Consider the following 26,385-nt stretch of genomic DNA (forward strand, 5'->3'; position numbering starts at 1 on the left):
TCACATCCGATCCGGCGCGGAGACGCCGAGCAGGTCGAGGCCGTTCGCCAGGACTTGACGCGTCGCCGCGACCAGGACCAGACGTGCCCGGTGGGTGTCGGTCGGCTCCTCGTCCCCCTGCGGGAGGACGCGGCACTCGTCGTAGAACTTGTGGAACGTCGAGGCGGTCTCCTCGAGGTACCGCGCGACCCGGTGCGGCTCGCGCAGCTCGGCAGCGCGGGCGACGACGCGCGGGAACTCGGCCAGCGCCCGCAGCAGGGCACCCGAGCGCTCCTCGGACAGCTGCGACGGGTCGAAGGACTCGAGGTCGGCGGTGAGTCCCAGATCCGCAGCGTTGCGCACGATCGAGGAGAGCCGGGCGTGCGCGTACTGCACGTAGTAGACCGGGTTGTCGTTGCTCTTGCGGGTCATCTCGGCGACATCGAGCGTCAGCGGCGAGTCGGTCGGGTACCGGATCAGGGTGTACCGCAGCGGGTCGACGCCGATGAGGTCGATCAGCTCGCGCAGCGACACGATCGTGCCGGCGCGCTTGCTGAGCTTGAGCTCCTGGCCGTTCTGCAGGATCTTGACCAGCTGGCCGATCAGCACCTCGATCTGCTCACCGGGGGTGTCCCCCACGCAGGCCGCCATCGCGTTCAGGCGACCGACGTAGCCGTGGTGGTCGGCACCCAGCAGGTAGATGCAGGTCTCGAAGCCACGGTCGCGCTTGTCGACGTAGTAGGCCGTGTCGGAGGCGAAGTAGGTCAGCTCGCCGTTGCCGCGCAGCAGCACCCGGTCCTTGTCGTCGCCGAAGTCCGTCGTGCGCATCCACGTGGCACCCTCGGCCTCGAACAGCCGGCCCTGCTCGCGCAGGCGCGCGAGGCTGCGCTCGACCGCGTCGGACTCGTGCAGCGAGCGCTCGGAGAACCACACGTCGAAGTGGGTGTTGAACTCCGCCAGCTCGGACTTGTGCTCGGCGAGCTGCAACGCATAGCCGGCCTCACGGAACGCGATCGTCTGCTCGTCCCGCGGCAGCGACGTGATGCCCGGATCGGCCTCGACGATCCGCGCGGCCAGATCGGCGACGTAAGCACCGTGGTACCCGTCCTCGGGCGGCTCCTCGCCGTGCGCGCGGGCCATCAGCGAGGCGCCGAACTTGTCCATCTGGTTGCCGCGGTCGTTGATGTAGAACTCGCGGGTGACCTCGTTGCCGGCAGCGGCCATGACGCGCGCGATGGCGTCGCCGACGGCGGCCCAGCGCGTGTGGCCCAGGTGCAGCGGGCCGGTCGGGTTGGCGCTGATGAACTCCATGTTGATCGAGCGGCCGGTCGGCGCGCCGTGGCCGTACGCGGCCCCCGCCTCCAGGACGTTCCGCGCGATCTCACCCTGTGCGCCGGCGGAGACGCGGATGTTCAGGAAGCCCGGTCCGGCGACCTCGGCGGCCGAGATGCCCTCGGTGCTGGCCAGCTCGGCGGCGAGCAGCTCGGCGAACTCGCGCGGGTTCATGCCGGCCTTCTTGCCCAGCTGCATCGCGATGTTGGTGGCGTAGTCGCCGTGCTCCTTGACCTTCGGTCGCTCGACGCGGACCTGGCTCGGAACCGGGTCGGGGAGGGTCACGCGGCCGGCGTCCACGAGGGACGTGAGGGCGGCGACGATGGCGTCGGAAAGCTGCTCGGGGGTCACCGGAACAGCCTATCGGCGCACGCTAGCGGCGAGATTCGAGGACCCGGCGGACGGTCGCGACCAGGGTGTCGGGGTCGAACGGCTTGGTCACGTACTCGTCGACCCCGGCGGCCGCCGCGCGGTTGAGATCGATCTGCTGACTCTGGGTCGAGACCATCACGAGGCCCACCCCCGCGAAGCGCGGGTTCGCCCGCACGCGGGTGATGGCGGTGACGCCGTCCATGCGCGGCATCATCATGTCCATCGTGATGACGTCGGGCAGCGTCTCGAGACCGGCCAGGACGTCGAGACAGTCCTGGCCGTCCGCAGCCTCGATCACGTCGAATCCGGCCAGTTCGAGGTTCGTGCGAATCAGGAATCGGATGGATGCCGTGTCGTCGACGACCAGCACGGTGGGGGGCACGGCCCCCACGCTACCGGTGCGCTACCGTAGGTTCCCGCGGCAACGCCGTGAACGGCCCCCGTAGCTCAGGGGATAGAGCACCGCCCTCCGGAGGCGGGAGCGCAGGTTCGAATCCTGCCGGGGGCACCGTTCATTCAGGGCAGCGCACGATCACGAGTCCTCGGGGCGCAGGCCCCTCGACAGGATCGACACCAGCCGCGTCCGCAGGTCCGGCGCCGCACGGCGCACCGACTCCGGCACCGGGCGCGTGATCATCCCGACCGTGGTCACGAGCTCCAGCGCCGTCAGGTCCCGGCGCACCAGGCCCGCGCCCTGCACGGCCTCCAGCAGCCGGCCCACACCGGCCAGTGCCTCGTCCTGCGCCGCTTGCACCTCGGGCGACAGCGCCTCTCCGGCATGGTCGGCCAGCGCTGCCGTCAGCGCGCCGAGCTCCAGCCCGACCAGCCGGTGCACGAACTCGTCCCAGGCCTCCTGGGACGTCTCCCCCAGGCGGTCCGCGGTCTCGCGCGTCGCCGTGCGGACGTCGGACAGGATCGACAGCGCGACCTCGTCGAGCAGGGCCGCTCGGGAGTCGAAGTTGCGGTACAGCGTCCCGATCCCCACCCCGGCGGCCTCCGCCACCGCGTCCAGCGCCACGTCACTGCCCCGGGCCGCGACCAGCGACCTGGCCGCGTGGACGATCGCCTCGCGACGCCTGGCCGCATCTGCCCTCATGGGCGTCTCCTCGCTGCTGGGTCGATTTGACTTGTCATCCTAACCGGAGGATTATCTTCCGCATAAGCGGAGGAAAGTCGTCCGCTTGGAAGACGAGGTCCCCCGCATGACAACCCCCACCACGACCGAGCCCCGCACGCGCCGGAGCGTCCCGCCCCTGGCCAGGCTGGCGGGCCTGACCGCCGCGCTGGGCGCGATCCTGATCGCGCTGCTGGCGCTGTTCATCCTGCCCTCACTCAAGAGCGGAGCCCACGACCTGCCGCTCGGCATCGCCGGCGACCCCGCTGCGGTCACACAGGTCGAGACGGCGCTGGAGAAGGCGGCCCCCGGCGCGTACGCCGTCGAGGCCTTCTCCTCGGCCGAGGACCTCGACGACGCGATCGCGGACCGGACCGTCCACGGCGGCCTCGTCGCCGGCCCGAACGGGCTCGAGGTCCACGTCGCGAGTGCCGGCTCGACCGCCATCTCCGGCTCGCTGACCGCGACGGCGCAGGCCGTCGGCCAGGCCACGGCCCTGCCCGTCGCCGTGTCCGACGTCGTCCCCCTGCCCGAGGCCGACCCCACCGGGATCGGCATCGGCGGCCTGGCCTTCCCGCTGGTCTTCGGCGGCATCGTCCCCGTCGTCGCGTTCCGCAGCCTCTTCTCCAGCAACCGCTGGAAGCTGGCCGGACTCGGCACCTTCGCCCTCGCCGGCGGCGTCATCGTCGCCGCCGTGCTGCGCTTCTGGTTCGGCAGCATCGACGACTCCTTCTGGCCCGTCGCGGGCGCCATGGCCCTGGGGATCGCCGCGCTCGCCATCCCGCTCGCCGGCCTCCAACAGGCCTTGGGCGCCAAGGGCTTCACGATCGGCGCCGCCTCGATGATGTTCCTGGGCAACCCGCTCGCGGGCATCGCCACGACCGGCGCCTGGCTCCCGTCGGGACTGGGCGACCTGGGCCAGCTGCTGCCGCCCGGCGCAGCCGGAGCACTGGTCCGATCGGCCGCGTACTTCGACGGGGCGGGCGGGCTGGGCGCTGCGCTCACGCTGACCGGATGGATCGTCGCGGGCTTCGTCCTGCACGCCGTGGGAACCCGGCGCGCCGCACGCCGCGACACCGTCGTCGCCGACTGACCACCGCGTGAGGTCCCGCGATCAGCGCTGGGGCCTCACGAGGGGGAAGAGGATCGTGTCACGGATGCTCAGTCCGGTCAGGTTCATGACGAGGCGGTCGATCCCCAGGCCCATGCCGCCCGTCGGCGGCATCCCGTACTCCAGGGCCGCCAGGAAGTCCTCGTCCACCTGCATCGCCTCGGCGTCCCCCGCCGCGGCGAGCAACGACTGGGCGACCAGTCGCTCGCGCTGGTCCACCGGATCGATCAGCTCCGAGTAGGCGGTTCCCTGCTCCGCTCCGAAGATCACCAGGTCCCACTTCTCCGCGAGTCGCGCATCCTTGCGGTGGACGCGGGTGAGCGGCGCGTTGTCCTTCGGGAAGTCGGTGTAGAAGACCGGCGTCGTGGTCCGGCTCTCGCACATCGGCTCGTAGATGCCCTCGAGCACGGCCCCCCACGAGGGGTTCTCGCCCAGCTCGGCGCCGACGCGCTCGGCGTGGCGCAGGAGCTCGGAGATCGGGGTGTCTGCCGTGACCTCCTCGCCCAGGGCGTCCGAGACGGCCTCGCACATCGTCTTGACGGGCCAGTCCCCCGACAGGTCGTACTCGACGGCCTTGCCGTCGGCGTCGCGCCGCCGGGCGACGGGGGCTCCGTGGACGGCCGTGGCGGCCTCCTGGACCAAGGCTTGCGTCAGCCGCCGCATGCTGTCGTAGTCGCCGTAGGTCTCGTAGACCTCGAGCGACGTGAACTCCGGGTTGTGCTTGAAGTCCACGCCCTCGTTGCGGAACTGACGGCCCACCTCGAAGACCTGCTCCATGCCGCCGACCAGCAGGCGCTTGAGGTGCAGCTCGGTCGCGATGCGCAGGTAGAGATCCATGTCGTAGGCGTTGATGTGCGTCTCGAACGGACGGGCGTTCGCCCCGCCGTGGACGGTCTGCAGGATCGGCGTCTCGACCTCGGTGAACCCCCGGGCATGGAGCGAGTCGCGGATGGTGCGCACCACCGTCGCCCGCTGGTAGGCGACGGTGCGGGCGTCCGGCCGGACGATGAGGTCGACGTAGCGACGCCGGACCCGAGCCTCCGGGTCCGTCAGGCCCAGGTGCTTGTCCGGCAGCGGGCGCAGGGACTTGCTGGTCATCATCACCGCCGTCGCCCGGACGCTGAGCTCGCCCTTGCGCGTCGTGACGACCTCACCGGTCACCCCGACCTGATCGCCCAGGTCCACCGCGTGCACCCAGAAGTCGCGGTCGTCGTCGCCGAGGTGCTTCGCGTCGACCATCACCTGCAGGTCGCCGCTGCCGTCGCGCAGGGTCGCGAAGCCCAACCGGCCCATGTCGCGCTTGAGGATCACGCGGCCCACCACGGACACGACCGTGCCGCTCTCGGTGTCCGGGGCCATCTCGCCCGCCTCGGCACGGACCTCGGCGAGGGTGTGGGTGCGCGGGGCCGTGACGGGATAGGGATCGCCCCCCGCCTCGCGCAGCCGCTCGAGCTTGAGTCGGCGCACGCGCATCTGCTCGGACAGGTGGTCGAGCGCCAGCGCCTCCGCCACGACGTCGCGCTCGGGTGGCACCAGCGCGCGAACCTGCTCCGCGTAGTCGTCCTGTCCGGAGGCGAGCCCCTCCTCGCGCCGGCCGCGGCGACGCAGGAGGCTGATCGACGGCACCGTCAGGAAGCCCTCCGCGCTGCCCGCGGCCATCCCGACGCGCGGCAGGTCGGAGGTGTACTCGTACCCCATGTACCGGGGCTGCCACTGGGGCAGGTACTTCGCGTTCGAGCGGTAGAGCGACTCGAGCTGCCACGTCCGGCTGGCGACCAGCAGACCCTGGCGCCACACCCGGGCCACCGGGCCGGCGCCGACCTCCGCTCCCCGCTCGAACGCCTCGCGGAACATGGCGAAGTTCAGCGAGACCGGGCCGACCCCCATCCGGGGAGCCTCCGCCGCGAGGGAGGCCACGAGGAACTCGACGAGGCCGTTGGCGGCGGCGGGGTCGCGCCGCATGAGGTCCAGGGAGAGTCCGGTCCGGCCCCACGGGACGAAGCTCAGGAACCCGCGCAGGCGGCCGGTCTCGTCGGTCGCCCGGACCAGGACGCAGTCGCCGTCGAGCGGATCGCCCAGCCGACCCAGCGCCATCGAGAACCCTCGCTCGTCGCCCCCGTCGCCACGCCAGTGCTCGGCCGCCTCGGCGAGCGCCGCGAAGTCCTCCGGCTCGAGCGCCGAGTGCCGGACGACGGCCGCGGTGTAACCCCGCCGCTGCATCCGATGCACCGATCGACGGACGTCCTTCATGCCGGGAGCGTTCAGCGAGAACTCGGCCATGTCGACCACGGCCTCGTCGCCGATGTCGAGCATGGTCAGCCCGGCGTCGGCGTAGGCGAGGGCGCCCTGGCGCCCGGCGCCCATCACCGCCAGCGACAGGCCCTGGCGACGCGACCACGCCTGCCAGGCGTCGATGGCGGCGGTCCAGTACTCGGGGTCCCCGACGGGGTTGCCGCTGGCCAGGGAGACCGATCCGACCGCGCGGAAGGACACCCCGGCGTGCGCCGTCGCCGGATCGCCGGTGTCCCACACGACGGCCTTGTCGCGGCGCGTCGCGAAGTAGCCCAGCGAGTCCTCCTGACCGTGATCGCGCAGCATTCCGCGCACCACGGCCTCGTCGAGTGCCGAGAGGCCGTGGCCCTCGCCGGGGACCCAGAAGGCGATCAGCGCGGAGCCCAGCACGACCGAGGCACCGAAGACCGCGATCACGAGGCTCACCCAGATCGGCGCCGTCACGCCGTCGCTGGTCAGGTCCACCCCCGAACGGCCGATGTCGGCCAGCATCGACGCCTCCACGTAGCCCGCGGCCTCGCCGAAGTCCGCGGCGGTCCCGAACATCCGGACCAGGCCCGCGCACGTGAACAGCATCACCACCCCGCCGCCGACGAAGACCAAGGCAGCGCGCAGCACGATGCGGGGCACCCACCGGGCGGTGAACTCGTCCCGGACACGCCACGCGAGCGTCACCACCGCGACGCTCACCGCCAGCCCGATGAGGTTCAGGGCCAGGTTCTCCCCGTCCGCCACGGCCAGGACGCGCCCGACCGACGGCACGACGAACCACCAGAGCACCACGGTGATCAGCGCCAGCCGCAGCCGGCGCCGCAACGCCACGGCGACGACGTAGATCAGCGACGCGTAGACGAAACCCGGAAGGACCGGAACCACGAGGAGTGAGACGGGGTCCTCGCTCGCGGCGAAGAAGCGGTACCACGGCGGGACGACCGTGATGACGAGGACGAAGGCGGCGAAGGCGAACCACGCCGCGGCGAAGAGGTCGGGCCACCGGTTCAGCGAGGCCGGCCGGCTCTCGACGCGGCCCTCGTCGTCCTCCGCGTCGTGATCACTCATCGCCGGGTCCCCTCCCGATCGACGCCGCGGAACGGGCCGCAACGACTCCCAAGCATGCTAGCCAGAGACTGACGCCGAGGATGTGAACGCGCTGGGAGTACGCCGTCACCGCGTGGTGGTCGGTGAAGAGTCCGTAGTAGGTGAACACCGCGGTGGACGCCACGCCGGCGAGCCAGAAGAGCCACCAGGCGATGCGGGCGACCCAGGCAGGGCCGACCCGGCGCGTGTCCCACCACACCGCGGCGACGCCGACGAAGAGCGCGGTCTCGGACAGCGTGCTGAAGACGTCGTGGATGTCGGCCGCGCGCCGTTCGGCAGCGCTGATGCAGTCCTCCCCCAGCCCGCACGGCATCGGGACGATGGCCGCCCCCACGGCCCCGGCCGCGAACAGCGCCGTCGCCACCACGAACGCCCAGCCGGCCCATCCCGGCGGAAGCGCGCGCCGGACCGACGGCAGTAACAGGATGACCAGCGCTGCGCACACCACGTTGGTGATGCGCAGCAGGCCCGAGTTGGGTTCTCCCGGCGTCTCGAGATAGCTCACGACCAGGTCGGAGTCGGCGAATCCGCGCAGCACCCAGTCGATCAGGAAGTTGGAGTACAGCAGTGCCGCCGCCGTCCCGATGGCGAGACATGCGACGGGGCGCATGCGCATGCCGTCAGTTAACAGGACGTCGCGGTTCGCTGCCATGGCTGAGCGCGCCGTCGGTCCTCGCCCGAATGTGACATCGACCCACGAGTGGGCCGCCCGTCGTTCCTTCCACCACAATGGTTCCGATGCCCGACACGAACGACAGCACCCTGGCCCTTCCCGAACTGCCCAGCCCGTGGCGTGCCCGCGTGCCCGGTTACGCCGACATCGGCGCACTCGTGGAGCTCAGACGGCTCGACGAGCTGCAGGGCACCGGCGAGGCCCACGTCGATCCGGCCGGCATCGAGTCGGAGGTCGCCGGACAGGCGTCATGGACCCGTCGTCAGCTGGTCGCCGTCGGTCCGGACGACATCCCCCGCGCCTGGATCACCGTGCACGATCGCGCCGCCGGGCGGGCACTGATCTGGGGCTACTTCGACCGTGACGTCCCCGAGATCGACGAGATCGCCGCCGTGTTCTACGCGTGGGCCGAGTCCGCGGCCGTGGCCATGGCGCGGTTCCGCGGTGTCGAGGCGACCCGCCTGGACGAGAGCCCGTTCGCCGACGACACGCGCCAGGCCGGCTGGCTGACGGAGGCCGGCTACGCCAAGCGCCGGACCTGGCTGCACATGACCCGGCCGGCCACCGCGGACGAGGCCTCGCTGACCCCCCGCGAGGGCGTCATGGTCCGCCCGGTCGAGCGCCACGAGAACGGCATGCCGGTCGCCTCCGACCTGCAGATCGTGCACCAGATGCTCGAGACCTCGTTCCAGGACCACTTCAACTCCTACCGCGAGAGCTTCTCGGAGTTCGTCCAGCGCCTGCGCGAGGACCCGGGCCACAGCTGGGACCACTGGTGGCTGGCCTACGTCGAGACCGACGAGGGCGCGCACGTCCCGGCGGGCACCGTCGTGTGCTCGTCCCAGGCGGCACCCGAGGGCGGCACCCAGGGCACCTACGTCGAGTACATCGGGGTCAACCGGGCCGCCCGGGGGCGCGGGGTCGCGAAGTCCCTGCTGGCCACCGTGATCGCCGACGCGGCGCGCCACGGCCGGGACCGGGTGACGCTGGAGGTCGACGCCGACTCCCCGACGAAGGCGGACGAGCTCTACCGCTCGCTGGGCTGGGAGACCGAGTACGTGACCGAGTCCTGGTTCAAGGACCTCGACCTCAGCGACTGACCCCGGCCGGATCCGTCCGCTCGCGCAGCCACGTCGTGGTGCCCGGCTGCATCCCGCGCGATTTCGGTGTGCGGTCGACCGGCGACACGAGGAGAGCCGCCTCGTCGGGCAGCGACCACTTCAGCGCGTGATAGACCACCGAGAGGGTCTCGGTGCTCTCCACGAGCCACAGCCCCGGCGCGATCGCCCGGATCTCCTGCCACGGTCCGGCCAGGTCGTCGGGCTGCTCCTCGGTCCACGCCAGGTACACGGTCACCGGTCCATCCTTCCCGGACGACGCGTGGCGCGCACGGATCAGGCGGCGTGCGGACGCTCGGCCGCCACGCGGACGGCGTCAGGATCGACGCCGTGACGCACGAGCAGCGCGACGCCGGGACCGTTCGCCCGCAGCACGCCGAGCAGCAGGTGCCGGCCGTCGATCGTGCGGTGCTTGAGCCGGATCGCCTCGCGCAGGGCGAGCTCGAGCGACTTCTTGGCATCCGTCGTGAAGGGGATGTGCCCGCCGGAGCGTCGCGCCGCCCGATCGAGCGCATCGGCGCCGAAGGTGCGGTCGGCCTCGCGCCGGACCGCCTCGAGGTCGATGCCGATGCCGGCCAGCGCATCGGCGTCGAGTCCGCCGGCCCGCAGCTCGGTCGTGGCCGAGGCGACGAGGGCCGCCGCGTCCACCCCGGCGTCACGCAGCGCCTCGCGCGCGGGTCCGGCCTCACGCGCCAGGGCGACCACCAGGTGCCGGGTGTCGATCGTTCTCGTGGACGCGTCCCGCGCGACCTCCTGGGCCGTCGTGACGGCCGTCCGTGCTTCCTTCGTGAATCGCTCGAACATCAGCTGCTCCTGCCGTGCTTCTTGTGGACCGCCTGCTTGGTGACGCCGAGGGCCTCGGCGACCTGCTGCCACGACCAGCCCAGCTCACGGGCTCGAGCGACCTGCAGCGTCTCGAGCCGGTCCGCGAGCTCACGCAGCGAGCGGACGGCCCGCAGGCCCGCCGCGGGGTCGTCGCCGGCTGCTGCATCCGTCAGTGCGTCGGTGGCCATGCGTCAACCGTAGTTGACGACTGGCCAATTCGTCAACGAAGGTTGACGGGAATCTCCCGACCGACGCGCAGTGCACCCGCCAGCGAGGTGAGCTCGTCCTCGACCACGCGGTAATACGCCCACCGCCCGCGCTGCTCGCGCGTCACCAGCCCTGCGGCCGCAAGAAGCTTCATGTGGTGCGACACGGTCGGCTGGCTGAGGCCCAGCGGCGCGGTGAGGTCGCAGATGCACGCCTCTCCCCCGTCGGCCGCGGCGATCATCGACACGAGCCGCACGCGAGCCGGATCGGAGAGCGCCTTGAACTTCGCCGCCAGGGCGATGGCGGCGTCGTCGTCGAGCGCACCGCCCGTCAGGGGCGAGCAGCAGGAGTCGGCGAGCGGCAGCGATGTGGCCATGGGCCCAGCCTGCCACACACATTGACATCGATCGATACATGAGGGAAGGTCAATCCATCGACATTCATCAATATGGAGGAACCATGAGCACCAACGAGGAACTCGTCGAACAGGTCCGCCAGCGCTATGCGGCAGCCGCGGTCAGTGTCGGCGGCGGCGCGACCAACGCGTCGATCCTGGACCTCGCCGATGCCGGCGCGGGCGACTGCTGTTCGGGCGGCGACGCGGTGATCGACGGCGCCCGCTTCGGCGCCGGTCTCTACGATCCGCAGGCCGCGGGCGACGTGCCGGCCGAGGCGCTCGCGGCGAGCCTGGGCTGTGGCAACCCCACCGCGGTGGCGGCCCTGCACCCCGGAGAGCGGGTCCTGGACCTCGGTTCCGGCGGCGGCATCGACGTCCTGCTCTCGGCGCGGCGCGTCGGCGAGACCGGCTTCGCCTACGGCGTCGACATGACCGACGAGATGCTCGAGCTGGCGCGGGCGAACGCCGAGAGGGCCGGGGCGCGCAACGTCGAGTTCCTGAAGGGCACGATCGAGGACGTCCCGCTGCCGGACGGCTCGGTGGACGTCGTGATCTCCAACTGCGTCATCAACCTGTCCGTCGACAAGGCGCTGGTCATGGCCGAGATGTTCCGCGTGCTGTCGCCCGGTGGGCGCGTCGGCGTGTCCGACGTCGTCGCCGAGGACCACCTCAGCGTCGCCGAGCGGGCCGAGCGCGGCTCGCACGTCGGCTGCATCGCCGGGGCCCTCTCGCGCTCGGAGTACCTGGAGGCCCTGACGGCTGCGGGCTTCGTGGACGCCGAGGTCGAGTTCACCCACGAGGCGGTCCCGGGCATGCACGGCGCGATCGTCCGCGCGACCAAGCCCGCCTGACGCGGGCGCGGGTCAGCGCTGCGACGCCTCCATCAGCACCAGGGCCGCCTCGACGATCTCGTCCTGCGTCAGCAGCACCGTCTCGGCGGCGGGCCCCAGGGGGATGTAGCTGTCGGCGCTGGCCACCCGCGCGATCCGACCGGGGTACTCGGCCTCGACGAGCGCCGTGACGACGCCCTCGCCCACTCCCCCGGAGCGCCGGGTCTCGTCCACCACGAGGACGCGGTCGAACTCTCGGCACACGTCGACGATCGTCTCCACCGGCAAGGGGGCCAGCCAGCGCAGGTCGACGACCGTGACGTCGACGCCCCGGGCGCGCAACTGCTCGGCGGCGCGCAGGGACAGGAAGGTGCCGTTGCCGAAGGTGACGAGGACGGCGTCGCGGCCGTCGCCGTAGACGCCGACCTGGCCCGGCGGGATCACGGAGTCCGTCTCGGGCGCGGCGGTCCACAGGCCGTCGCCGTCCTCGTGCAGGTCGCGCGAGTGGTAGCGCGCGATCGGCTCGAGGAACACGCAGACCTTCCCCTGCCGCGCCAGCGCGTGACAGGCCCGCAGCAGGCCCGGCGCGTCCGAGGGGTGACTGGGGACGGCCAGCACGAGCCCGGGGATGTCGCGCAGCACGGCGACCGAGTTGTCGTTGTGGAAGTGGCCGCCGAAGCCGCGCTGGTAAGCCAGGCCGGCGATCCGCACGACCATCCCGTTGCGGTACTGCCCGGCCGAGAAGAACGCCAGCGACGCGGCCTCGCCACGCAGCTGGTCCTCGGCGTTGTGCAGGTACGCGAGGTACTGGATCTCGGGCATCGGCAGGAAGCCCGCCAGCGCGGTGCCGAGCGCGGTGCCAAGGACCGTCTGTTCGTCCAACAGCGTGTCGAACACACGCTGCCCGCCGAACCGCTTGCGCAGGCCCCGCGTCACTCCGTACACGCCACCCTTGACCGCCACGTCCTCACCGAAGACGAGCGTGTCGGAGTGCTCCTCCAGCAGCTCGGCCAGCGTCGCGTTGATGGCCTGGGCGAGCGTGCGCCGGGGGCCGTCGATCTCACGCCTCGGCACCGACGCCAGGGCCAGGGGCGCCAGGGGCGCCATCACGGCCGCGCGGGAGTCCAGGTGCGCCTCGGCGAGCACCTCCTCGGCCTGCTCCATCACCGCGTCCCGCGCCGCCTCGTAGGCGGCGAGCGCCTCCGCGCCGGTCAGCGCTTCCACGTCGACCAGCACCTGCGCCGTCGCGACGAGCGGGTCCTGGGCGTAGTCGGCCTCGATCTCGCGGCGGGTGCGGTACGAGATCTCGGCATCGGAGCCCGCGTGACCCGAGAACCGCACCGTGCTCAGGTGCAGGACGCCCGGGCGGCGACTCGACCGGACCGCGTCCAACGCCTGCCGGGTGTGGTCCAGCAGGCCGATCGGGTCGTGGCCGTCGGCCGCCCGGTACTCGATCCCCGGCAGCCGGTCCAGCATCGCCCCGGGCCAGCCACGCGGCGACGCCGTGCTGATGCCGATCCGGTTGTCCTCGCACACGAACAGCACCGGGCACTCGAGCCCTCGGTGCGCGAGATAGGCCGCGGCGTTCAGCGCGCCGACGGCGGTGGAGTGGTTCGCCGAGGCGTCACCGAAGCTGCACAGCACGACCGCGTCCTCCGGCCAGGCGGTGTGCCGCCCCAGGGCGCGCGCGAAGCCCAGCCCCAGTCCGAGGCCGACCGAGCGCGGCAGGTGCGAGGCGATCGTCGACGTCTGCGGGATGATGCTCAGCGCGCGATGGCCGAACACCTTGTGCCGGCCGCCCGACATCGGATCGCTGCGAGCGCTGACCAGGCTCAGCAGGATGGCGCGGATCCCGTCCTCGCGCCCAGCCTTCGCCGATCGCGCCGCGTACAGACCTCCCGAGCGGTAGTGCAGCAGCGCGGGATCGGTCACCTCCGACAGCAGTCCCAGGGCCGCGTTGCTCTCGTGGCCGGCCGAGCCGATCGTGTAGAAGCCGGCGCCTCGGGCCTGCAGCCAGCGGGCCGCGAAGTCGAGGTGACGGCTCTGCACCTGCGCGGCGAACAGGGCCCGCAGCGTCCGCAGGTCCCCCGCCGGCCCCACCCCGGGCCGCGGCTCGAGCGCGGGGAGCGTGCGGACGACGTACTCGTCGATCGTCTCCATCAGGCGTCCAGCGCCTCGGCGACCGCGACGGCGATCGGCAGGTGCGCGGCCGGCCCGTGCCCGGGCAGGACGAGGTCGGCATCCAGGCGGGCCAACTCCGGCAGGGTGGCGCGCATCCGTGCGGTGTCGTGGTGGAAGAACCCGTCGATGCACTGCGGCCCCTCGACCGGGCTGAGCGAGTGACCGGTCACCAAGGCGTCGCCCGTGATGACGACGCCCTGGGTCGGGATGTGGAACGCCGTGTGCCCCGAGGTGTGACCCGGCAGAGCCACGGGGACCGGCGAGCGCGCGATGTCGAGCGGCTCCCCCGGGCGGACCGCCTCGGGGTGGTCGATCCGCGGATGCTGCGAGCCACCCAGCCGCACGATGGTGAGCGCCCAGCGCAGGACCCGCGGGCGCCAGGCCCGGACCAGCACGTCGCGCGTGGTGGCGCTCTCGACGCGCTCGCCACGGAGCATGGGCAGCTCGTCGGCTCCGGCCAGGACCCGCACGCCTCGGGCGGCCAGTGCGGGCATCGAGCCCGTGTGGTCGACGTGGTTGTGGGTCAGCACGAGGGCCTCGATCTGATCCATGGTCGCGCCCGCGCGCCGGACGGACTCCTCGACGAGGGCGGCCTGGCCCGGGTAGCCGCAGTCGATCAGGGCCGCGCGCTCACCCTCGACCAGCACGACCCAGTTCACGACCTCGGTGCGAGCGAACCAGATCCCGTCGGCGACCTCAGTGACCTCCACGGCTCGAACCTAGGAGTCGACCGCGGCGCTGTCCACGGACGCGCCGTGCGGACCTCGCAATTCGTGGTTAGCGTCGAGAAGAAACCACGATTCAACGCAGGAGGCCTCATGCCCACTCGTACCGCACGCACCGCCTGGGACGGCGGATTCGAGGACGGCTCCGGACAGGTCGAGTTGACCTCGTCGGGGCTGGGAACGTTCGAGATGTCGTTCCCCAAGCGCTCGTCCGAGGACGGGGGCGGCGCGACGAACCCCGAGGAGCTCATCGCCGCGGCCCACTCGTCCTGCTTCACCATGCAGCTGACGGCCCTGCTGGGTCAGGCCGGCGCGACCGTCCACTCCGTCGAGACGTCGGCCGACGTGTCCCTGGCACCCGATCCCGACGGCGGTTTCCGCATCAACCGCATCGCGCTGACCGTGCGCGCGGAGGCCGAGGGGATCGATGCCGACCAGTTCAAGCAGGTCGCTGAGGAGGCCAAGGAGACCTGCCCGGTCAGCAAGGCCCTCGACGGCGTCGACGACATGACCTTGGACGCCACCCTCGAGACGGTCTGAGACCGTCGGGCGGACGTCCACGTCCGCTCACCGACGGGTTGCGCGACCTGACTGCGTGCGCCTATGTGCGCGCGTTACCCTGTGATGAGTCCACCACCCGTGCACGAGCACGCGAGCAACTTTCCCGGAAGAGGCGATTCAGGCCGTGGCCGAGTCCTCCCCCGCGTCGACGACCGACGCTCCGCACCCCGACTTCGGAGCCAACGAATGGCTCGTCGAAGAGATGTACGACCAGTTCACCGCAGACCCGTCCTCGGTCGGCGATGAGTGGGCCGAGTTCTTCCGCAAGGGAGGGTACGGCTCCGACGGCGAGTCCAGTGGCTCGACGTCGAACGGCGCCGTCAAGTCGAACGACGCGAGCGCGTCGAACGGCTCCGGCTCCTCGTCCGCCCAGAAGGGCGCGAACGAGTCGTCCGAGACGAAGACCGGCGAGCCCGCACGCGAGCCCTCGTCGAAGCAGGACGAGAAGCCGGCGACCCCGGCCGCGTCGCCGGCCGATCACGCCGCCGACGACAAGAACCCGCCCGCACCGGCCGTGGCCCCCTCCACGCCGAAGCCGGCCGCCAAGTCCCAGCCGAAGAAGGCCCCGGCCAAGGACGAGGCTCCCGCGCAGCCCACCGGACCCGGCGAGGTCGAGAAGGTCGTGCTCAAGGGCGCGGCCGCACGCACGGCGACCAACATGGACGCCAGCCTCACGGTTCCCACGGCCACGAGCGTCCGCTCGGTGCCGGTGAAGCTGCTGTTCGACCAGCGCGTCGTCATCAACAACCACCTCGCCCGCGCCCGCGGCGGCAAGGTCTCGTTCACGCACCTGATCGGATTCGCGGTCGTCCAGGCGCTCAAGGCGATGCCCGCGATGAACACCGGCTTCGAGTACAACGAGAAGGGCAAGCCGGTCCAGCTCAACCCCGAGCAGGTCAACTTCGGCCTGGCCGTCGACGTGCAGAAGGCCGACGGCTCGCGCTCGCTCATGGTGCCCAACATCAAGGGCGCCGACCGGATGGACTTCGCCCAGTTCTGGCGGGGCTACGAGACCATCGTGCGCAAGGCGCGCGACAACAAGCTCGAGGTCAGCGACTTCCAGGGCACGACCGTCAGCCTGACCAACCCCGGCGGCATCGGCACGAACCACTCGGTGCCGCGTCTCATGTCCGGCCAGGGCCTCATCGTGGGCGTCGGCTCGATGGAGTACCCCGCCGAGTTCCAGGGCGCGTCCGAGGACACCCTCGCGCAGATGGCCGTCTCGAAGATGATGACGCTCACCTCGACGTACGACCACCGCGTCATCCAGGGCGCCACGTCGGGCGAGTTCCTGCGTCGCGTGCACCAGCTGCTGCTGGGCGCCGAGGGCTTCTACGACGACATCTTCCGTTCGCTGCGAATCCCCTACGAGCCCATCCGCTGGGCCAAGGACATCTCGGTCCGCCACGACGACGACGTCGACCGCCAGGCGCGCGTCCTCGAGCTGATCCACGCCTTCCGGGTCCGCGGCCACCTCATGGCCGACACGAACCCGCTCGAGTACCGCCAGCGCACGCACCCCGACCTCGACATCGCCTCGCACGGCCTCACGCTGTGGGACCTCGACCGCGAGTTCCCGGTCGGCTCGTTCGGCAAGGCCTCGGGCAAGCGCTTCATGAAGCTGCGCGAGATCCTGGGCATCCTGCGTGACTCGTACGTGCGCACGATGGCCGTCGAGTACATGCACATCCAGGAGCCCGAGGAGCGCGCCTGGTTCCAGGAGCGCCTCGAGCGCCCGCACGTCAAGGAGCCGCGCGAGGAGCAGCTGCGCATCCTGCAGAAGCTCAACCAGGCCGAGGCCTTCGAGACGTTCCTGCAGACGAAGTTCGTCGGCCAGAAGCGCTTCAGCCTGGAGGGCGGCGAGACCGTCATCCCGTTGCTCGACGAGATCTGCGAGGGCGCGGCCGCCGACGGCCTCGAAGAGGTCTGCATCGGCATGGCGCACCGTGGCCGCCTCAACGTGCTGGTCAACATCGCCGGCAAGGACCCCGCGCAGGTGTTCCGCGAGTTCGAGGGCAACATCGACCCGCGGACCGTCCAGGGCTCCGGTGACGTCAAGTACCACCTGGGCGTCGACGGCGAGTACACCTCGGTCCACGGCGACAAGGTCAAGGTCTCGGTCGCGGCGAACCCGTCGCACCTCGAGGTCGTCGACCCGGTCCTGGAGGGCATCGCCCGTGCGAAGCAGGACGTGCTCAACCGCGGCGAGGAGTTCCCGGTCCTGCCGGTGCTCGTCCACGGTGACGCGGCGTTCGCCGGCCAGGGCGTCGTCGCCGAGACGCTGAACCTGTCCCAGCTGCGCGGCTACCGCACCGGCGGCACGGTCCACGTCATCGTCAACAACCAGGTCGGCTTCACCACCAGCCCGTCCTCGTCGCGCTCGTCGACGTACAGCACCGACGTCGCCCGGATGATCCAGGCGCCGATCTTCCACGTCAACGGCGACGACCCCGAGGCGTGCATCCGCGTGGCCCAGCTGGCCTACGAGTACCGCCGCACGTTCCACAAGGACGTCGTGATCGACCTCGTCTGCTACCGCCGCCGCGGTCACAACGAGGGCGACGACCCGAGCTTCACGCAGCCGCTGATGTACGACACGATCGAGAAGAAGAAGTCGGTGCGCAAGCTGTACACCGAGGCTCTCGTCGGTCGTGGCGACATCACGCTCGAGGAGGCCGAGGAGGCGCTCAAGGAGTACCAGAAGCTCCTCGAGCAGAACCTGGCCAAGGTCAAGCAGGCCCAAGACGACTCGGGCTACACGCGGACGCCGGACTACCCGGAGAAGCCGTACGACGACGACCTCGTCACCGCGGTCACGCCGGACACGCTCAAGGCGATCTCCGACGCGTACACGAACGTGCCCGACGGCTTCACCGTCCACCCGAAGGTGCTGCCCCAGCTGCAGCGTCGCGCCGCGTCGATCACGGCCGGCCCCATCGACTGGGGCACGGGCGAGATCATCGCGATGGGCTCGCTGCTGCTCGACGGGCGTCCCGTCCGCCTCGTCGGCCAGGACTCGCGCCGCGGCACGTTCACGACCCGCTTCGCGACGATCATCGACCGCCAGAACGGCAACGAGTGGACCCCGCTGCAGCACGTGGGCGAGGACCAGGCGTCGTTCTACGTCTACGACTCGCTGCTGAGCGAGTACGCGGCACTCGGCTTCGAGTACGGCTACTCCGTGGCCCGTCCCGAGGCGCTGACCATGTGGGAGGCCCAGTTCGGCGACTTCGTCAACGGCGCCCAGTCGGTCATCGACGAGTACATCAGCTCGGGCGAGACCAAGTGGGGCCAGAAGTCCGGTGTCGTGCTGCTGCTGCCGCACGGCTACGAGGGCCAGGGGCCGGATCACTCGTCAGGCCGCATCGAGCGCTTCCTGACGCTCGCCGCCAACGACGAGATGACGATCGCGCAGCCCTCGACCTCCGCGTCGTACTTCCACCTGCTGCGTCGTCAGAACCTGCAGGCCCAGCACCGTCCGCTCATCGTCTTCACGCCGAAGTCGATGCTCCGCAACAAGCTGGCCGCCAGCCAGCCGGAGGACTTCACGCAGGGCACGTTCCGCCCGGTGATCGGTGACGACCAGGTCGATCCGCAGAAGGTCGAGCGCGTCATCCTGTGCTCGGGCAAGATCACGTGGGACCTGATGACCGAGCGCACGAAGCGCGAGGGCGACAGCCCCCGCACGGCGATCGCTCGGCTCGAGCAGCTCTACCCGCGTCCGCTGGAGGAGCTCAAGGCCGAGGTCGCCAAGTACCCGAACGCGAAGCAGATCATCTGGGTCCAGGACGAGCCCGAGAACCAGGGCCCGTGGCCGCACGTCGCGCTGTACCTGCGCGACGAGCTGGGTCTGCCGATGTCGCGGGTCACCCGTCCGGAGTCCGGCGCACCGTCGGTGGGCTCGCACTCGGTGCACATCACCGAGTTCAAGGACCTGATGAACCGCGCGTTCGCCTGAGCCGTGTACTTCACCGACCGTGGCATCGAGGAGCTGGCGGCCCGCCGGGGTGAGGAGGAGGTCTCCTTCTCCTGGCTGGCCGAGCAGTTCTCGATCTTCGTCGACCTGAACCCCGAGTTCGAGGTTCCCGTCGAGCGGTTGGCCACCTGGCTGGCTCGTCTGGACGACGACGAGGACTAGGACGACACGAGGCACCCACGAAGGCCGCGCCCCACGAGGGGCGCGGCCTTCGTCGTTCCTTCGGGCGCGACGTCGGTGAGGGCCGCTACGGTGCTGCCGTGGACTTCGACCAACCTCCCGTCGTGCGGGTCACCGGCACCGAGCCTGACGGCTGGTCCGCCTCGATTCCCGCCGTGCGCCAGTTGGTGCGTGACGGCCTCGACCTGGGCCCCGGGGTCACGTTCCTGGTCGGCGAGAACGGGTCCGGCAAGTCCACGCTCGTCGAGGCGATCGCCGTCGCCTACGGCCTGTCACCCGAGGGCGGCACGGCCTTCGGTCACCACCGGACCCGCGAGACCGAGTCGTCCCTGTGGCAGCACCTGACGATCCAACGCGGGGTCGGCAGCGGCAGGTGGGGGGTTCTTCCTGCGCGCCGAGACGATGCACGGCTGGTACTCCTACCTCGCGGACCATCCCGGCGGCAATCCCCACGAGCCCGACTTCCACGCGATGAGCCACGGCGAGTCCTTCGTGGCGCTGCTGCAGCATCGCTTCGACACGGCGGGGTTCTACTGCCTGGACGAGCCGGAGGCCGCCTGGGAGGATCTCGAGGTCGTGCACCACTGGCGCACGTTCCTCGACCGCCCCGACAGGTTCCTGCGGCACCTGCTCGACTGAGCTCAGCGGGTGAGGACGATCTTGCCGAAGACGTCGCCGTCGACGACACGCTGCAGGCCGTCGGCGGCCTGCTCCATGGGGATCTCGGCATCGATGAGGGGCTTGGTGCCCGTAACGGCCATGAACTCGGCCAGGCGGCGCAGCTCGTCGCGTGTGCCCATCGTCGAGCCGTGGACGCGCATCTGCTGGAAGAAGATCCGGGTCAGCTCCGCGTGCGACGGGGCGTCGCCCGAGGTGGCGCCGGCGATCACCAACGTGCCGCCGGGGCGCATCGACTTGATGGAGTGCGACCAGGTGGCCGCGCCGACCGTCTCGATGACGGCGTCGACCTTGACCGGCAGGCGCTCACCGGAGTCGAAGACCTCGTGCGCACCGATCTCGAGTGCCCGCTGACGCTTCTCCTCGTCGCGGCTGGTGGCGAACACGCGGAAGCCCGCGGCGCGCGCCAGGGTGATCGCGGCGGTGGCGACGCCGCCGCCCGCGCCCTGGACGAGCACCGCGTCGCCGGGGTTCAGGTCGGCCTGCGTGAACAGCATCCGGTAGGCGGTCAGCCACGCCGTCGGCAGGCACGCCGCCTCGGCGAACGAGAGCCGCTCGGGCTTGGCGATGACATTGCGCTTCGGGACGGCGACCTTGTCGGCGAACGTGCCCTGGAAACGCTCCGACAGCAGCGAGCGGCGCGGGTCGAGCGTCTCGTCGCCGACCCAGTCGGGCGAGCTGATGACGGCGTGCACGAGGACCTCGTTGCCGTCCTCGTCGTAGCCCGCCGCGTCGCAGCCCAGGATCATCGGCAGCGACTCCTCGCGCAGCCCGACGCCGCGCAGGCTCCAGACGTCGTGGTGGTTGATCGAGGCGGCCTTCACCGTCACCGTGGTCCAGCCCTCCGGCACCTCGGGGTCCGGTCGCTCACCGACGACCAGGCCGTCCATCGGGTTCTTGGGGTCCATCGAGGCGGCGTAGACAGCGAACACTGGCGATCTCCTGGGTCGGGACGAGCAACTACGTCTGCGACCCTAACCGGGTCACGGCGTGCCCGCCCGCGAGGGGCGTCGAGCGTCAGTAGGGGCGACGGGCGAGGCCGTCACGCCGCGCCGTGTCCGTCACCGCGCGAGCCACGGCCTGCGAGACCCGGGGATCGAACGGCGACGGGATGATGTGCGTCTCGCTGAGCTCGTCGTCGCTGACCAGGTCGGCGATCGCGCGGGCCGCGGCCAGCTTCATCGACTCCGAGATCATGGTCGCCCGGACGTCCAGCGCGCCGCGGAAGATGCCCGGGAAGACCAGCACGTTGTTGAGCTGGTTCGGGAAGTCCGAGCGGCCGGTGGCGACGATGCGCGCGTGCCGGTTGGCGACCTCGGGGTGGACCTCGGGGTTCGGGTTGGCCAGCGCGAAGATGATCGCCTCCGGAGCCATGGCCGCGACGGCCTCCTCCGGGATCGTGCCGCCGGAGACGCCCACGAAGACGTCGGCGCCGGCCAGCGCGTCCGAGACCGAGCCGGGACGCGCCCAGCCACCGGTCTCGTCGGCCAGCCACTGCTTGACCTCGTTGAGGTCCTCGCGCTCGGGGGTGATGACGCCCGTGCGGTCGACGACGCTGATCTTGCGAACGCCGGCCGAGCGCAGGATCTTGGTGATCGCGACGCCCGCGGCGCCGGCGCCGGAGATGACGACCTTGACCTCGTCGGGCTCGCGCTCGGTCAGGCGCAGGGCGTTGTAGAGGCCGGCCAGGACGACGACGGCGGTGCCGTGCTGGTCGTCGTGGAAGACGGGGATCTCGAGCCGCTCGATCAGCCGGCGCTCGATCTCGAAGCAGCGGGGGCTGGAGATGTCCTCCAGGTTGATGCCGCCGAACGTCGGCGCCAGGCGCACGATCGTCTCGACGATCTCGTCGGTGTCGGTCGTGTCCAGGGCGATCGGGATCGCGTCGACGCCGCCGAACTGCTTGAACAAGATGGCCTTGCCCTCCATGACGGGCATGGCGGCCGCGGGTCCGATGTCGCCCAGTCCGAGCACCGCGGTGCCGTCGGTGATGACGGCGACGGTGTTGCCGACCCACGTGTACTGGTGGGCGATCTCCTTGTCGGCGGCGATCGCCTCGCACACGCGCGCGACGCCGGGCGTGTAGGCCAGCGACAGGTCATCGGCATTGGCCACAGGGACGGTCGAGGCGACTTCCATCTTGCCGCCGCGGTGCAGGGCGAAGACGGGATCGTCGTGGTCGGTCAGCGTCATGAGCAGGTCGGATTCGATCGGATCGAGTTGGGTGGACATGGTTCCTCGCGCAGCGTCGACTACAGGTGCGGACCGCGCCGATCCGGCTGCCGGTGTGCGGTCTGAGGCCGCGGGTGAGGACGGGGTGTGCCCCACGACTCAGTCTCCCACACGGGTCACAGCGCCTGGTCGTCGCCCAGCGCCCTGCGAGCCGACTTCGTGGCGAGGCAACCGAGCACCACCAGGGCCGACACGGCGATCGCGATTCCGACCCCCCGGTTGTCGCCGGTGTCCGCGTCCGGATGGCGCAGCGACCACGCCAGTCCCAGACCGATCAACTGGGCCACGACCACGGGTCCGCGCGAGATCGGCGCGCTCCTCAGCAGGCCCACCGCGGCGGCCGCCAACCCCACGCCCACCAGCAGCAACATGATGCCGATACCGATGCCGACCCCGACCCGGCCCTCGACCAAACCTGCGAGATCCAGGACCGCGAGCACGATGAAGACGCAGGACTGGAGCCCGACGATGGCCGCGGCGATCACGATTGGGTACGGGGTGGAAAGGCGCACGTACTCAGGCTAGCGGGGCGAGATTGCAAGCAATTCGAACGATCACGACATGTGACATTTCCGACAGAATCGCGTGTGGCGAACTGTTGTTATGTGAATGAAACCTTGGGAGACTAGAGGAGTGGTGCGCCCCAGCGCGCTCATTCCCCCCACATCTCGGCCCTAAGGAGTCATCGGTATGGATTGGCGTCATCGTTCGGCCTGCCTGGACGAAGATCCCGAGCTGTTCTTCCCGATCGGCAATACGGGCCCCGCGATCCTCCAGGTGGAGGAAGCCAAGATGGTGTGTCGTCGCTGCGAGGTGCGAGAGCAGTGCCTGCAGTGGGCGCTCGAGTCCGGTCAGGACCACGGCGTCTGGGGCGGTCTCAGCGAGGACGAGCGCCGCGCGCTCAAGCGTCGCAACGCCCGCGCCCGCATCCGCACGGCCTGAGGCCCTACAGCCCGATGGCGATGGTCACGGTCGTCCCGCCCGTCGGCGACGACTCGTAGTCCAGCTCCCCCTTCAGCTCCCCCCGCACCAGCGTCGACACGATCGACAGACCCAGGCTCAACGTCGGGTCGAAGTCGTCGGGCAGTCCCCTGCCGTCGTCGCTGACCCGCATCCTGATCCGGCCCCGGATCCGATTCACGGCCAGCGTCACCCGGCCACCCTCGGGACCGAAGGCATGCTCGGCGGCGTTCTGCACGAGCTCGGTCAACGCCATCGCCAGCGGGGTCGCGATCTCGGCCGACACCGAGCCGAAGGAGCCGACCCGCTCGGCCTTGACCACTCCTCCCCCGACGTCCAGCACCGTCCGCAGCAGCGTGTCCGCGATCGCGTCGAACTCGACCGACTCGTCGAACGACTGACTCAGCGTCTCGTGGACGAGCGCGATGGAGCCGACCCGGCGCTCGGCCTCCTGGAGCGCCTCGCGCGCGGCCGGGATGTCCATCCGCCGGCTCTGCAGGCGCAACAGCGCGGCCACGGTCTGCAGGTTGTTCTTCACCCGGTGGTGGATCTCGCGGATGGTCGCGTCCTTGGAGACCAGCTCGCGCTCACGCAGGCGCAGCTCGGTCACGTCGCGCAGCAGGATCAGTGAGCCGGTCGCCCTCCCGCCGCTGCGCAGCGGCATGATCCGCAGCAGCATCGAGGCGCCCGAGTTCTCGATCTCGGCCTCGGTCTCGCCCGCGCCGAAGAGTGCCGCGAAGGGGCGATCTGCGTCCGCCCCGATCAGCGCCGTGCTCAACTCGATCAGATCCGCACCCTGCAGGTCGCCGACGTGGCCCAGTCGCCGGTACGCCGACAGCGCGTTGGGGCTGGCGAACGTGACGCGGCCGTCCACGTCCGTCCGCACGAACCCGTCGCCGACGCGCAGGGAGTCGGCCAGCTCGGACGGCACGCCCGGCAGCGGGAACTCGCCGCGCTGGATCATCTCGAACAGCTCGTCGCTGGTCTGGCGGTAGGCGGACTCCAAGGCGCCCACCTGCCGCTGGTCGGTCGCGGGGCGGCGCTTCTGGATCACGCCGATGCGCCGGCCGGCCCACATCACGGGCACGGCGGACTGGCGGATCGCCGTCCCGTCGGCCGCCGTCTCGTCCCCGAGGTCCGTGACGTCGCGTGGCAGGAACGTGCCGACCACGTCCTCCAGCAGGGTCGTCGGGCCCGTGGTCGGACGGATCTGCGCCGCCGCCCACATGCCCTTGTCCTCGGCGTCGTCGACCCAGAGCACGAGGTCGCTGAACGACAGGTCCGCGACGATCTGCCAATCGGTCACGAGCAGCTGCAGCCGGTCGATCTGCGCGCTCGTCAGCGCGGTCTGCGCGTCGGCGATGTCTTCGAAGGAGGGCACGTTCCGAGCCTAGGGCTCTCCCGTTCCGGGACTCGGGCTCCCCCGGAGCCGACTCGCGGGTAACCTGCGTCACATGACCGAAGACCACACCCCCGAAGGCTCCCTGCCGGAGCCCACCGGTCCCCACGGCGGCCACCACGCGCTCGACGTGGCGCGGGCTCACGGCGCCGAGGCGATGTTCACGCTCTCGGGCGCCCACATCTTCCCGATGTACGACGCCGCGGTGAAGTCCGAGCAGCCGATGCCGATCATCGACGTGCGCCACGAGCCCTCCGCCGTCTTCGCGGCCGAGGCCATCGGCAAGCTGACCCGCACGCCCGGCCTGGCGGTGCTGACGGCCGGTCCCGGCGTGACGAACGGCGTCAGCCCCGTGGCCCAGGCGTTCTTCTCCGGCTCACCGCTCGTCGTGGTCGGCGGCCGTGCTGCCGCCTCGACCTGGGGCACCGGCACGCTTCAGGAGCTGGACCACCCGCCGATCTTCGAGACCATCACGAAGCACGCGACGACCGCCTCGACGCTGGCCGACATCGCGCCCGTCGTCGACCAGGCGTTCACGCTGGCCGGCTCGTCGCACCGCGGTCCGACGTTCGTCGACATTCCGATGGACGAGTTCTTCAACTCCGGGCCCGTGCAGCACGCCTCCGCCGGACCCGGCACCACGCGCCTGGAACCGGACCCCGAGGCCGTCTCGAAGGTCGTGGGCCTGCTCTCCGGCGCCCAGCGCCCGGTCGTGATCCTGGGCACCGACGTGTGGTCGGACCACGCCGAGGAGGCGGCCCTGCGCTTCGTCGAGGAGACCGGCATCCCTGCCATCGCCAACGGCATGGGCCGGGGCATCGTGCCCGGCGGCCACGGCAACCTCGTCACGCGCGCCCGCTCGCGGGCGCTCGGCACCGCCGACGTCGTCGTGGTCGTCGGCACTCCCCTGGACTTCCGCCTCGGCTTCGGTCGCTTCGGTGGCAAGGACGGCGCATCGCCGGCCGTCACGGTCCACGTGGCCGACTCCCCCGACCAGGTCTCGGCGCACGCGGCGCTGGGCGCCTCGGTCGCCGGCGACCTCAGCCTGGTCTTCGACGGCCTGCTGGCCGGGTTGCAGACTGGCGCCGGCAAGCCCGACTGGTCGCCGTGGCTGAGCGAGCTGCAGGACATCGTGGCCGCCACCGTCGAGCGCGACTCCGCGCTGCTGACGGCCGAGGCCGACCCGATCCACCCGGCGCGGATCTACGGCGAACTGCTGCCGCGGCTGGCCGACGACGCCGTGGTCATCGGCGACGGTGGCGACTTCGTCTCGTTCGCCGGCAAGTTCGTCGAGCCGCAGCGTCCCGGCGGCTGGCTGGACCCGGGCCCGTACGGCTGCCTCGGCGCCGGCCTGGGTGCCGCGATGGCCGCCCGCATCGCCCGGCCGTCGAGCCAGATCGTGCTGCTCATGGGTGACGGCGCGGCGGGCATGTCGATCATCGACATCGACACGCTGGTCCGCCACAACCTGCCGGTCGTCATCGTCGTGGGCAACAACTCCGCCTGGGGCCTGGAGAAGCCCCCGATGCAGATGCTCTACGGCTACGACGTCGCGGCCGACCTGGCACCGAACACCCGGTACGACCAGGTGGCCCAGGCCCTCGGCGCCGGCGGCGAGTTCGTCACCGACCCGAAGGAGATCGGACCCGCGCTGGACCGCGCCTTCGCCTCGGGCGTGCCCTACCTGGTCAACATCGCGACGGACGTCAACGCGCTGTACCCGCGCACCACGATGGGCATCTGACCGTGGCCCAGGTCACGCACACCGTCGGACCGGAGCACACCGCGCGCGCGGTGGGCAGCGGCGACCTGGAGGTGCTCGGCACCCCCGTCGTCCTGGCCTGGCTGGAGCAGGCGACCTGCGCCGCCCTCGACCTCGAGGACTCCCAGACCAGCGTCGGCACCCGCGTCGAGGTGCAGCACCTGGCCGCCAGCGCGGTCGGCGCCACCATCACCACGACCGCCTCGGTGTCGCATCGCGACGGCCGGATGGTGATCTTCGAGGTGGCCGCGCGGGACCAGAAGGGGGTCCTCGTCGCCAGCGGTCAGGTGCGCCGCGTCGTGGTCGATCGCCAGCGGTTCCTGTCCCGTGTGCCGGGTGTCGACTGAGTGTGGGAGACTTGATGGTCAGCTTTATTAGGAGGA

25 protein-coding genes, 1 tRNA gene and 1 pseudogene are annotated in these 26,385 nt (G+C 71.0%); 12 read left to right on the forward strand and 15 right to left on the reverse strand.

What is annotated here, in order from left to right; translation table 11 throughout:
- Together argS and NP095_RS10740 are read right to left on the reverse strand one after the other, a co-directional pair.
- Window positions 1–1,662: an arginine--tRNA ligase gene (gene argS, locus NP095_RS10735; RefSeq protein ID WP_232418920.1), complete on the reverse strand. Its 1,662-nt coding sequence runs from the start codon at window positions 1,660–1,662 to the stop codon at window positions 1–3.
- 22 nt (window positions 1,663–1,684) lie between these two features.
- Window positions 1,685–2,065 carry a response regulator gene (locus NP095_RS10740; protein ID WP_232418918.1) on the reverse strand — a complete coding sequence of 127 codons (381 nt, stop codon included), beginning with the start codon at window positions 2,063–2,065 and terminating at the stop codon, window positions 1,685–1,687.
- 54 nt (window positions 2,066–2,119) lie between these two features.
- Here NP095_RS10740 and NP095_RS10745 point away from each other — a divergent pair.
- Window positions 2,120–2,191, forward strand: a tRNA-Arg gene (locus tag NP095_RS10745).
- A gap of 24 nt (window positions 2,192–2,215) precedes the next feature.
- On the opposite strand, the gene NP095_RS10750 is transcribed toward NP095_RS10745, so the two are convergent.
- Window positions 2,216–2,779, reverse strand: coding sequence for a TetR/AcrR family transcriptional regulator (locus NP095_RS10750; RefSeq protein ID WP_232418916.1), 564 nt, complete (start codon window positions 2,777–2,779; stop codon window positions 2,216–2,218).
- 106 nt (window positions 2,780–2,885) lie between these two features.
- On the opposite strand from NP095_RS10750, the gene NP095_RS10755 reads away from it, so the two are divergent.
- Window positions 2,886–3,890: a hypothetical protein gene (locus tag NP095_RS10755; RefSeq protein ID WP_232418913.1), complete on the forward strand. Its 1,005-nt coding sequence runs from the start codon at window positions 2,886–2,888 to the stop codon at window positions 3,888–3,890.
- A gap of 21 nt (window positions 3,891–3,911) precedes the next feature.
- On the opposite strand, the gene lysX is transcribed toward NP095_RS10755, so the two are convergent.
- Window positions 3,912–7,259: a bifunctional lysylphosphatidylglycerol synthetase/lysine--tRNA ligase LysX gene (gene lysX, locus NP095_RS10760; RefSeq protein ID WP_232418911.1), complete on the reverse strand. Its 3,348-nt coding sequence runs from the start codon at window positions 7,257–7,259 to the stop codon at window positions 3,912–3,914.
- Entirely contained in the window at window positions 7,252–7,914 is a 663-nt protein-coding gene (locus NP095_RS10765; RefSeq protein WP_232418910.1) for a DUF998 domain-containing protein, read from the reverse strand. Before NP095_RS10765 ends, lysX begins: the two co-directional genes overlap by 8 nt.
- 122 nt (window positions 7,915–8,036) lie before the next feature.
- On the opposite strand from NP095_RS10765, the gene NP095_RS10770 reads away from it, so the two are divergent.
- Window positions 8,037–9,071, forward strand: coding sequence for a GNAT family N-acetyltransferase (locus tag NP095_RS10770; protein ID WP_232418908.1), 1,035 nt, complete (start codon window positions 8,037–8,039; stop codon window positions 9,069–9,071).
- Here the strand turns inward: NP095_RS10770 and NP095_RS10775 are convergent.
- The 4 genes from NP095_RS10775 to NP095_RS10790 are packed head-to-tail and all read right to left on the reverse strand — an operon-like array spanning window position 9,061 to window position 10,497.
- Window positions 9,061–9,327 (reverse strand): hypothetical protein, encoded by a 267-nt coding sequence (locus tag NP095_RS10775; protein ID WP_232418906.1) that lies wholly within the window; start codon window positions 9,325–9,327, stop codon window positions 9,061–9,063. The two genes, NP095_RS10770 and NP095_RS10775, sit on opposite strands and share 11 nt — an antisense overlap.
- Window positions 9,328–9,365: 38 nt before the next feature.
- Entirely contained in the window at window positions 9,366–9,893 is a 528-nt protein-coding gene (locus NP095_RS10780) for a Clp protease N-terminal domain-containing protein (RefSeq protein WP_232418904.1), read from the reverse strand.
- Window positions 9,893–10,102 carry an RNA polymerase subunit sigma-70 gene (locus tag NP095_RS10785; protein WP_232418903.1) on the reverse strand — a complete coding sequence of 70 codons (210 nt, stop codon included), beginning with the start codon at window positions 10,100–10,102 and terminating at the stop codon, window positions 9,893–9,895. Before NP095_RS10785 ends, NP095_RS10780 begins: the two co-directional genes overlap by 1 nt.
- A 32-nt stretch (window positions 10,103–10,134) precedes the next feature.
- Window positions 10,135–10,497 carry an ArsR/SmtB family transcription factor gene (locus NP095_RS10790; RefSeq protein ID WP_232418901.1) on the reverse strand — a complete coding sequence of 121 codons (363 nt, stop codon included), beginning with the start codon at window positions 10,495–10,497 and terminating at the stop codon, window positions 10,135–10,137.
- A gap of 83 nt (window positions 10,498–10,580) precedes the next feature.
- On the opposite strand from NP095_RS10790, the gene arsM reads away from it, so the two are divergent.
- The gene (gene arsM, locus NP095_RS10795; RefSeq protein ID WP_232418899.1) at window positions 10,581–11,369 is read left to right on the forward strand and encodes an arsenite methyltransferase; all 789 of its coding nucleotides are present in this window, start codon (window positions 10,581–10,583) and stop codon (window positions 11,367–11,369) included.
- A 12-nt stretch (window positions 11,370–11,381) separates the two neighbouring features.
- Here the strand turns inward: arsM and NP095_RS10800 are convergent, their stop codons facing one another.
- Together NP095_RS10800 and NP095_RS10805 are read right to left on the reverse strand one after the other, a co-directional pair.
- A complete protein-coding gene (locus tag NP095_RS10800; protein ID WP_232418897.1) occupies window positions 11,382–13,508 on the reverse strand; it encodes a thiamine pyrophosphate-dependent enzyme in 2,127 nt (708 codons plus the stop codon).
- Window positions 13,508–14,239, reverse strand: a complete 732-nt coding sequence (locus NP095_RS10805) for an MBL fold metallo-hydrolase (protein WP_232418896.1) — start codon at window positions 14,237–14,239, stop codon at window positions 13,508–13,510. The genes NP095_RS10800 and NP095_RS10805 overlap by 1 nt, the downstream gene beginning before the upstream one ends.
- 108 nt (window positions 14,240–14,347) lie before the next feature.
- On the opposite strand from NP095_RS10805, the gene NP095_RS10810 reads away from it, so the two are divergent.
- The 5 genes and pseudogenes from NP095_RS10810 (at window position 14,348) to NP095_RS10830 (ending at window position 19,610) form a co-directional block, all read left to right on the forward strand.
- Window positions 14,348–14,794, forward strand: a complete 447-nt coding sequence (locus NP095_RS10810; RefSeq protein WP_232418894.1) for an OsmC family peroxiredoxin — start codon at window positions 14,348–14,350, stop codon at window positions 14,792–14,794.
- Window positions 14,795–14,939: 145 nt separating this feature from the next.
- Window positions 14,940–18,773, forward strand: a complete 3,834-nt coding sequence (locus NP095_RS10815; RefSeq protein WP_232418892.1) for a multifunctional oxoglutarate decarboxylase/oxoglutarate dehydrogenase thiamine pyrophosphate-binding subunit/dihydrolipoyllysine-residue succinyltransferase subunit — start codon at window positions 14,940–14,942, stop codon at window positions 18,771–18,773.
- A gap of 3 nt (window positions 18,774–18,776) precedes the next feature.
- Window positions 18,777–18,953: a DUF6104 family protein gene (locus tag NP095_RS10820; RefSeq protein ID WP_187769443.1), complete on the forward strand. Its 177-nt coding sequence runs from the start codon at window positions 18,777–18,779 to the stop codon at window positions 18,951–18,953.
- 185 nt (window positions 18,954–19,138) lie between these two features.
- Window positions 19,139–19,198, forward strand: a pseudogene (locus NP095_RS10825) (hypothetical protein); the annotation flags it as partial.
- Window positions 19,199–19,373: 175 nt separating this feature from the next.
- On the forward strand, window positions 19,374–19,610 hold the full coding sequence (locus tag NP095_RS10830; RefSeq protein WP_232418890.1) for a hypothetical protein: 237 nt from the start codon (window positions 19,374–19,376) through the stop codon (window positions 19,608–19,610).
- 2 nt (window positions 19,611–19,612) lie between these two features.
- On the opposite strand, the gene NP095_RS10835 is transcribed toward NP095_RS10830, so the two are convergent.
- The 3 genes from NP095_RS10835 to NP095_RS10845 form a co-directional block, all read right to left on the reverse strand.
- Complete coding sequence (locus NP095_RS10835) at window positions 19,613–20,581, reverse strand: zinc-binding dehydrogenase (protein ID WP_232418888.1); 969 nt, start codon at window positions 20,579–20,581, stop codon at window positions 19,613–19,615.
- Between the two features lie 85 nt (window positions 20,582–20,666).
- Entirely contained in the window at window positions 20,667–21,881 is a 1,215-nt protein-coding gene (locus NP095_RS10840) for an NAD(P)-dependent malic enzyme (protein WP_304523556.1), read from the reverse strand.
- A gap of 116 nt (window positions 21,882–21,997) precedes the next feature.
- Window positions 21,998–22,393 (reverse strand): hypothetical protein, encoded by a 396-nt coding sequence (locus NP095_RS10845; protein WP_232418887.1) that lies wholly within the window; start codon window positions 22,391–22,393, stop codon window positions 21,998–22,000.
- 178 nt (window positions 22,394–22,571) lie between these two features.
- Between NP095_RS10845 and NP095_RS10850 the strand changes: the two genes are divergently transcribed.
- On the forward strand, window positions 22,572–22,823 hold the full coding sequence (locus NP095_RS10850) for a WhiB family transcriptional regulator (RefSeq protein ID WP_232418886.1): 252 nt from the start codon (window positions 22,572–22,574) through the stop codon (window positions 22,821–22,823).
- Window positions 22,824–22,827: 4 nt separating this feature from the next.
- Here the strand turns inward: NP095_RS10850 and NP095_RS10855 are convergent, their stop codons facing one another.
- Window positions 22,828–24,222, reverse strand: coding sequence for a sensor histidine kinase (locus tag NP095_RS10855; protein ID WP_232418884.1), 1,395 nt, complete (start codon window positions 24,220–24,222; stop codon window positions 22,828–22,830).
- A gap of 73 nt (window positions 24,223–24,295) precedes the next feature.
- On the opposite strand from NP095_RS10855, the gene NP095_RS10860 reads away from it, so the two are divergent.
- Window positions 24,296–25,984, forward strand: a complete 1,689-nt coding sequence (locus NP095_RS10860; RefSeq protein ID WP_232418882.1) for an acetolactate synthase — start codon at window positions 24,296–24,298, stop codon at window positions 25,982–25,984.
- Between the two features lie 2 nt (window positions 25,985–25,986).
- On the forward strand, window positions 25,987–26,349 hold the full coding sequence (locus tag NP095_RS10865; RefSeq protein ID WP_232418881.1) for a thioesterase family protein: 363 nt from the start codon (window positions 25,987–25,989) through the stop codon (window positions 26,347–26,349).
- Window positions 26,350–26,385: the final 36 nt, after the last annotated feature.

The sequence above is a fragment of the Aeromicrobium duanguangcaii genome (genome assembly GCF_024508295.1).
GTDB lineage: Bacteria > Actinomycetota > Actinomycetes > Propionibacteriales > Nocardioidaceae > Aeromicrobium > Aeromicrobium duanguangcaii.

Excerpts from the sequence above, each read along its gene's own strand:
- NP095_RS10750 (WP_232418916.1), bottom strand. The coding sequence starts at position 2,779 with ATGAGGGCAGATGCGGCCAGGCGTCGCGAGGCGATCGTCCACGCGGCC.
- NP095_RS10755 (WP_232418913.1), top strand. The coding sequence starts at position 2,886 with ATGACAACCCCCACCACGACCGAGCCCCGCACGCGCCGGAGCGTCCCG.
- lysX (WP_232418911.1), bottom strand. The coding sequence starts at position 7,259 with ATGAGTGATCACGACGCGGAGGACGACGAGGGCCGCGTCGAGAGCCGG.
- NP095_RS10765 (WP_232418910.1), bottom strand. The coding sequence starts at position 7,914 with ATGCGCATGCGCCCCGTCGCATGTCTCGCCATCGGGACGGCGGCGGCA.
- NP095_RS10770 (WP_232418908.1), top strand. The coding sequence starts at position 8,037 with ATGCCCGACACGAACGACAGCACCCTGGCCCTTCCCGAACTGCCCAGC.
- NP095_RS10780 (WP_232418904.1), bottom strand. The coding sequence starts at position 9,893 with ATGTTCGAGCGATTCACGAAGGAAGCACGGACGGCCGTCACGACGGCC.
- NP095_RS10785 (WP_232418903.1), bottom strand. The coding sequence starts at position 10,102 with ATGGCCACCGACGCACTGACGGATGCAGCAGCCGGCGACGACCCCGCG.
- NP095_RS10790 (WP_232418901.1), bottom strand. The coding sequence starts at position 10,497 with ATGGCCACATCGCTGCCGCTCGCCGACTCCTGCTGCTCGCCCCTGACG.
- arsM (WP_232418899.1), top strand. The coding sequence starts at position 10,581 with ATGAGCACCAACGAGGAACTCGTCGAACAGGTCCGCCAGCGCTATGCG.
- NP095_RS10800 (WP_232418897.1), bottom strand. The coding sequence starts at position 13,508 with ATGGAGACGATCGACGAGTACGTCGTCCGCACGCTCCCCGCGCTCGAG.
- NP095_RS10810 (WP_232418894.1), top strand. The coding sequence starts at position 14,348 with ATGCCCACTCGTACCGCACGCACCGCCTGGGACGGCGGATTCGAGGAC.
- NP095_RS10830 (WP_232418890.1), top strand. The coding sequence starts at position 19,374 with ATGCACGGCTGGTACTCCTACCTCGCGGACCATCCCGGCGGCAATCCC.
- NP095_RS10840 (WP_304523556.1), bottom strand. The coding sequence starts at position 21,881 with ATGTCCACCCAACTCGATCCGATCGAATCCGACCTGCTCATGACGCTG.
- NP095_RS10850 (WP_232418886.1), top strand. The coding sequence starts at position 22,572 with ATGGATTGGCGTCATCGTTCGGCCTGCCTGGACGAAGATCCCGAGCTG.
- NP095_RS10860 (WP_232418882.1), top strand. The coding sequence starts at position 24,296 with ATGACCGAAGACCACACCCCCGAAGGCTCCCTGCCGGAGCCCACCGGT.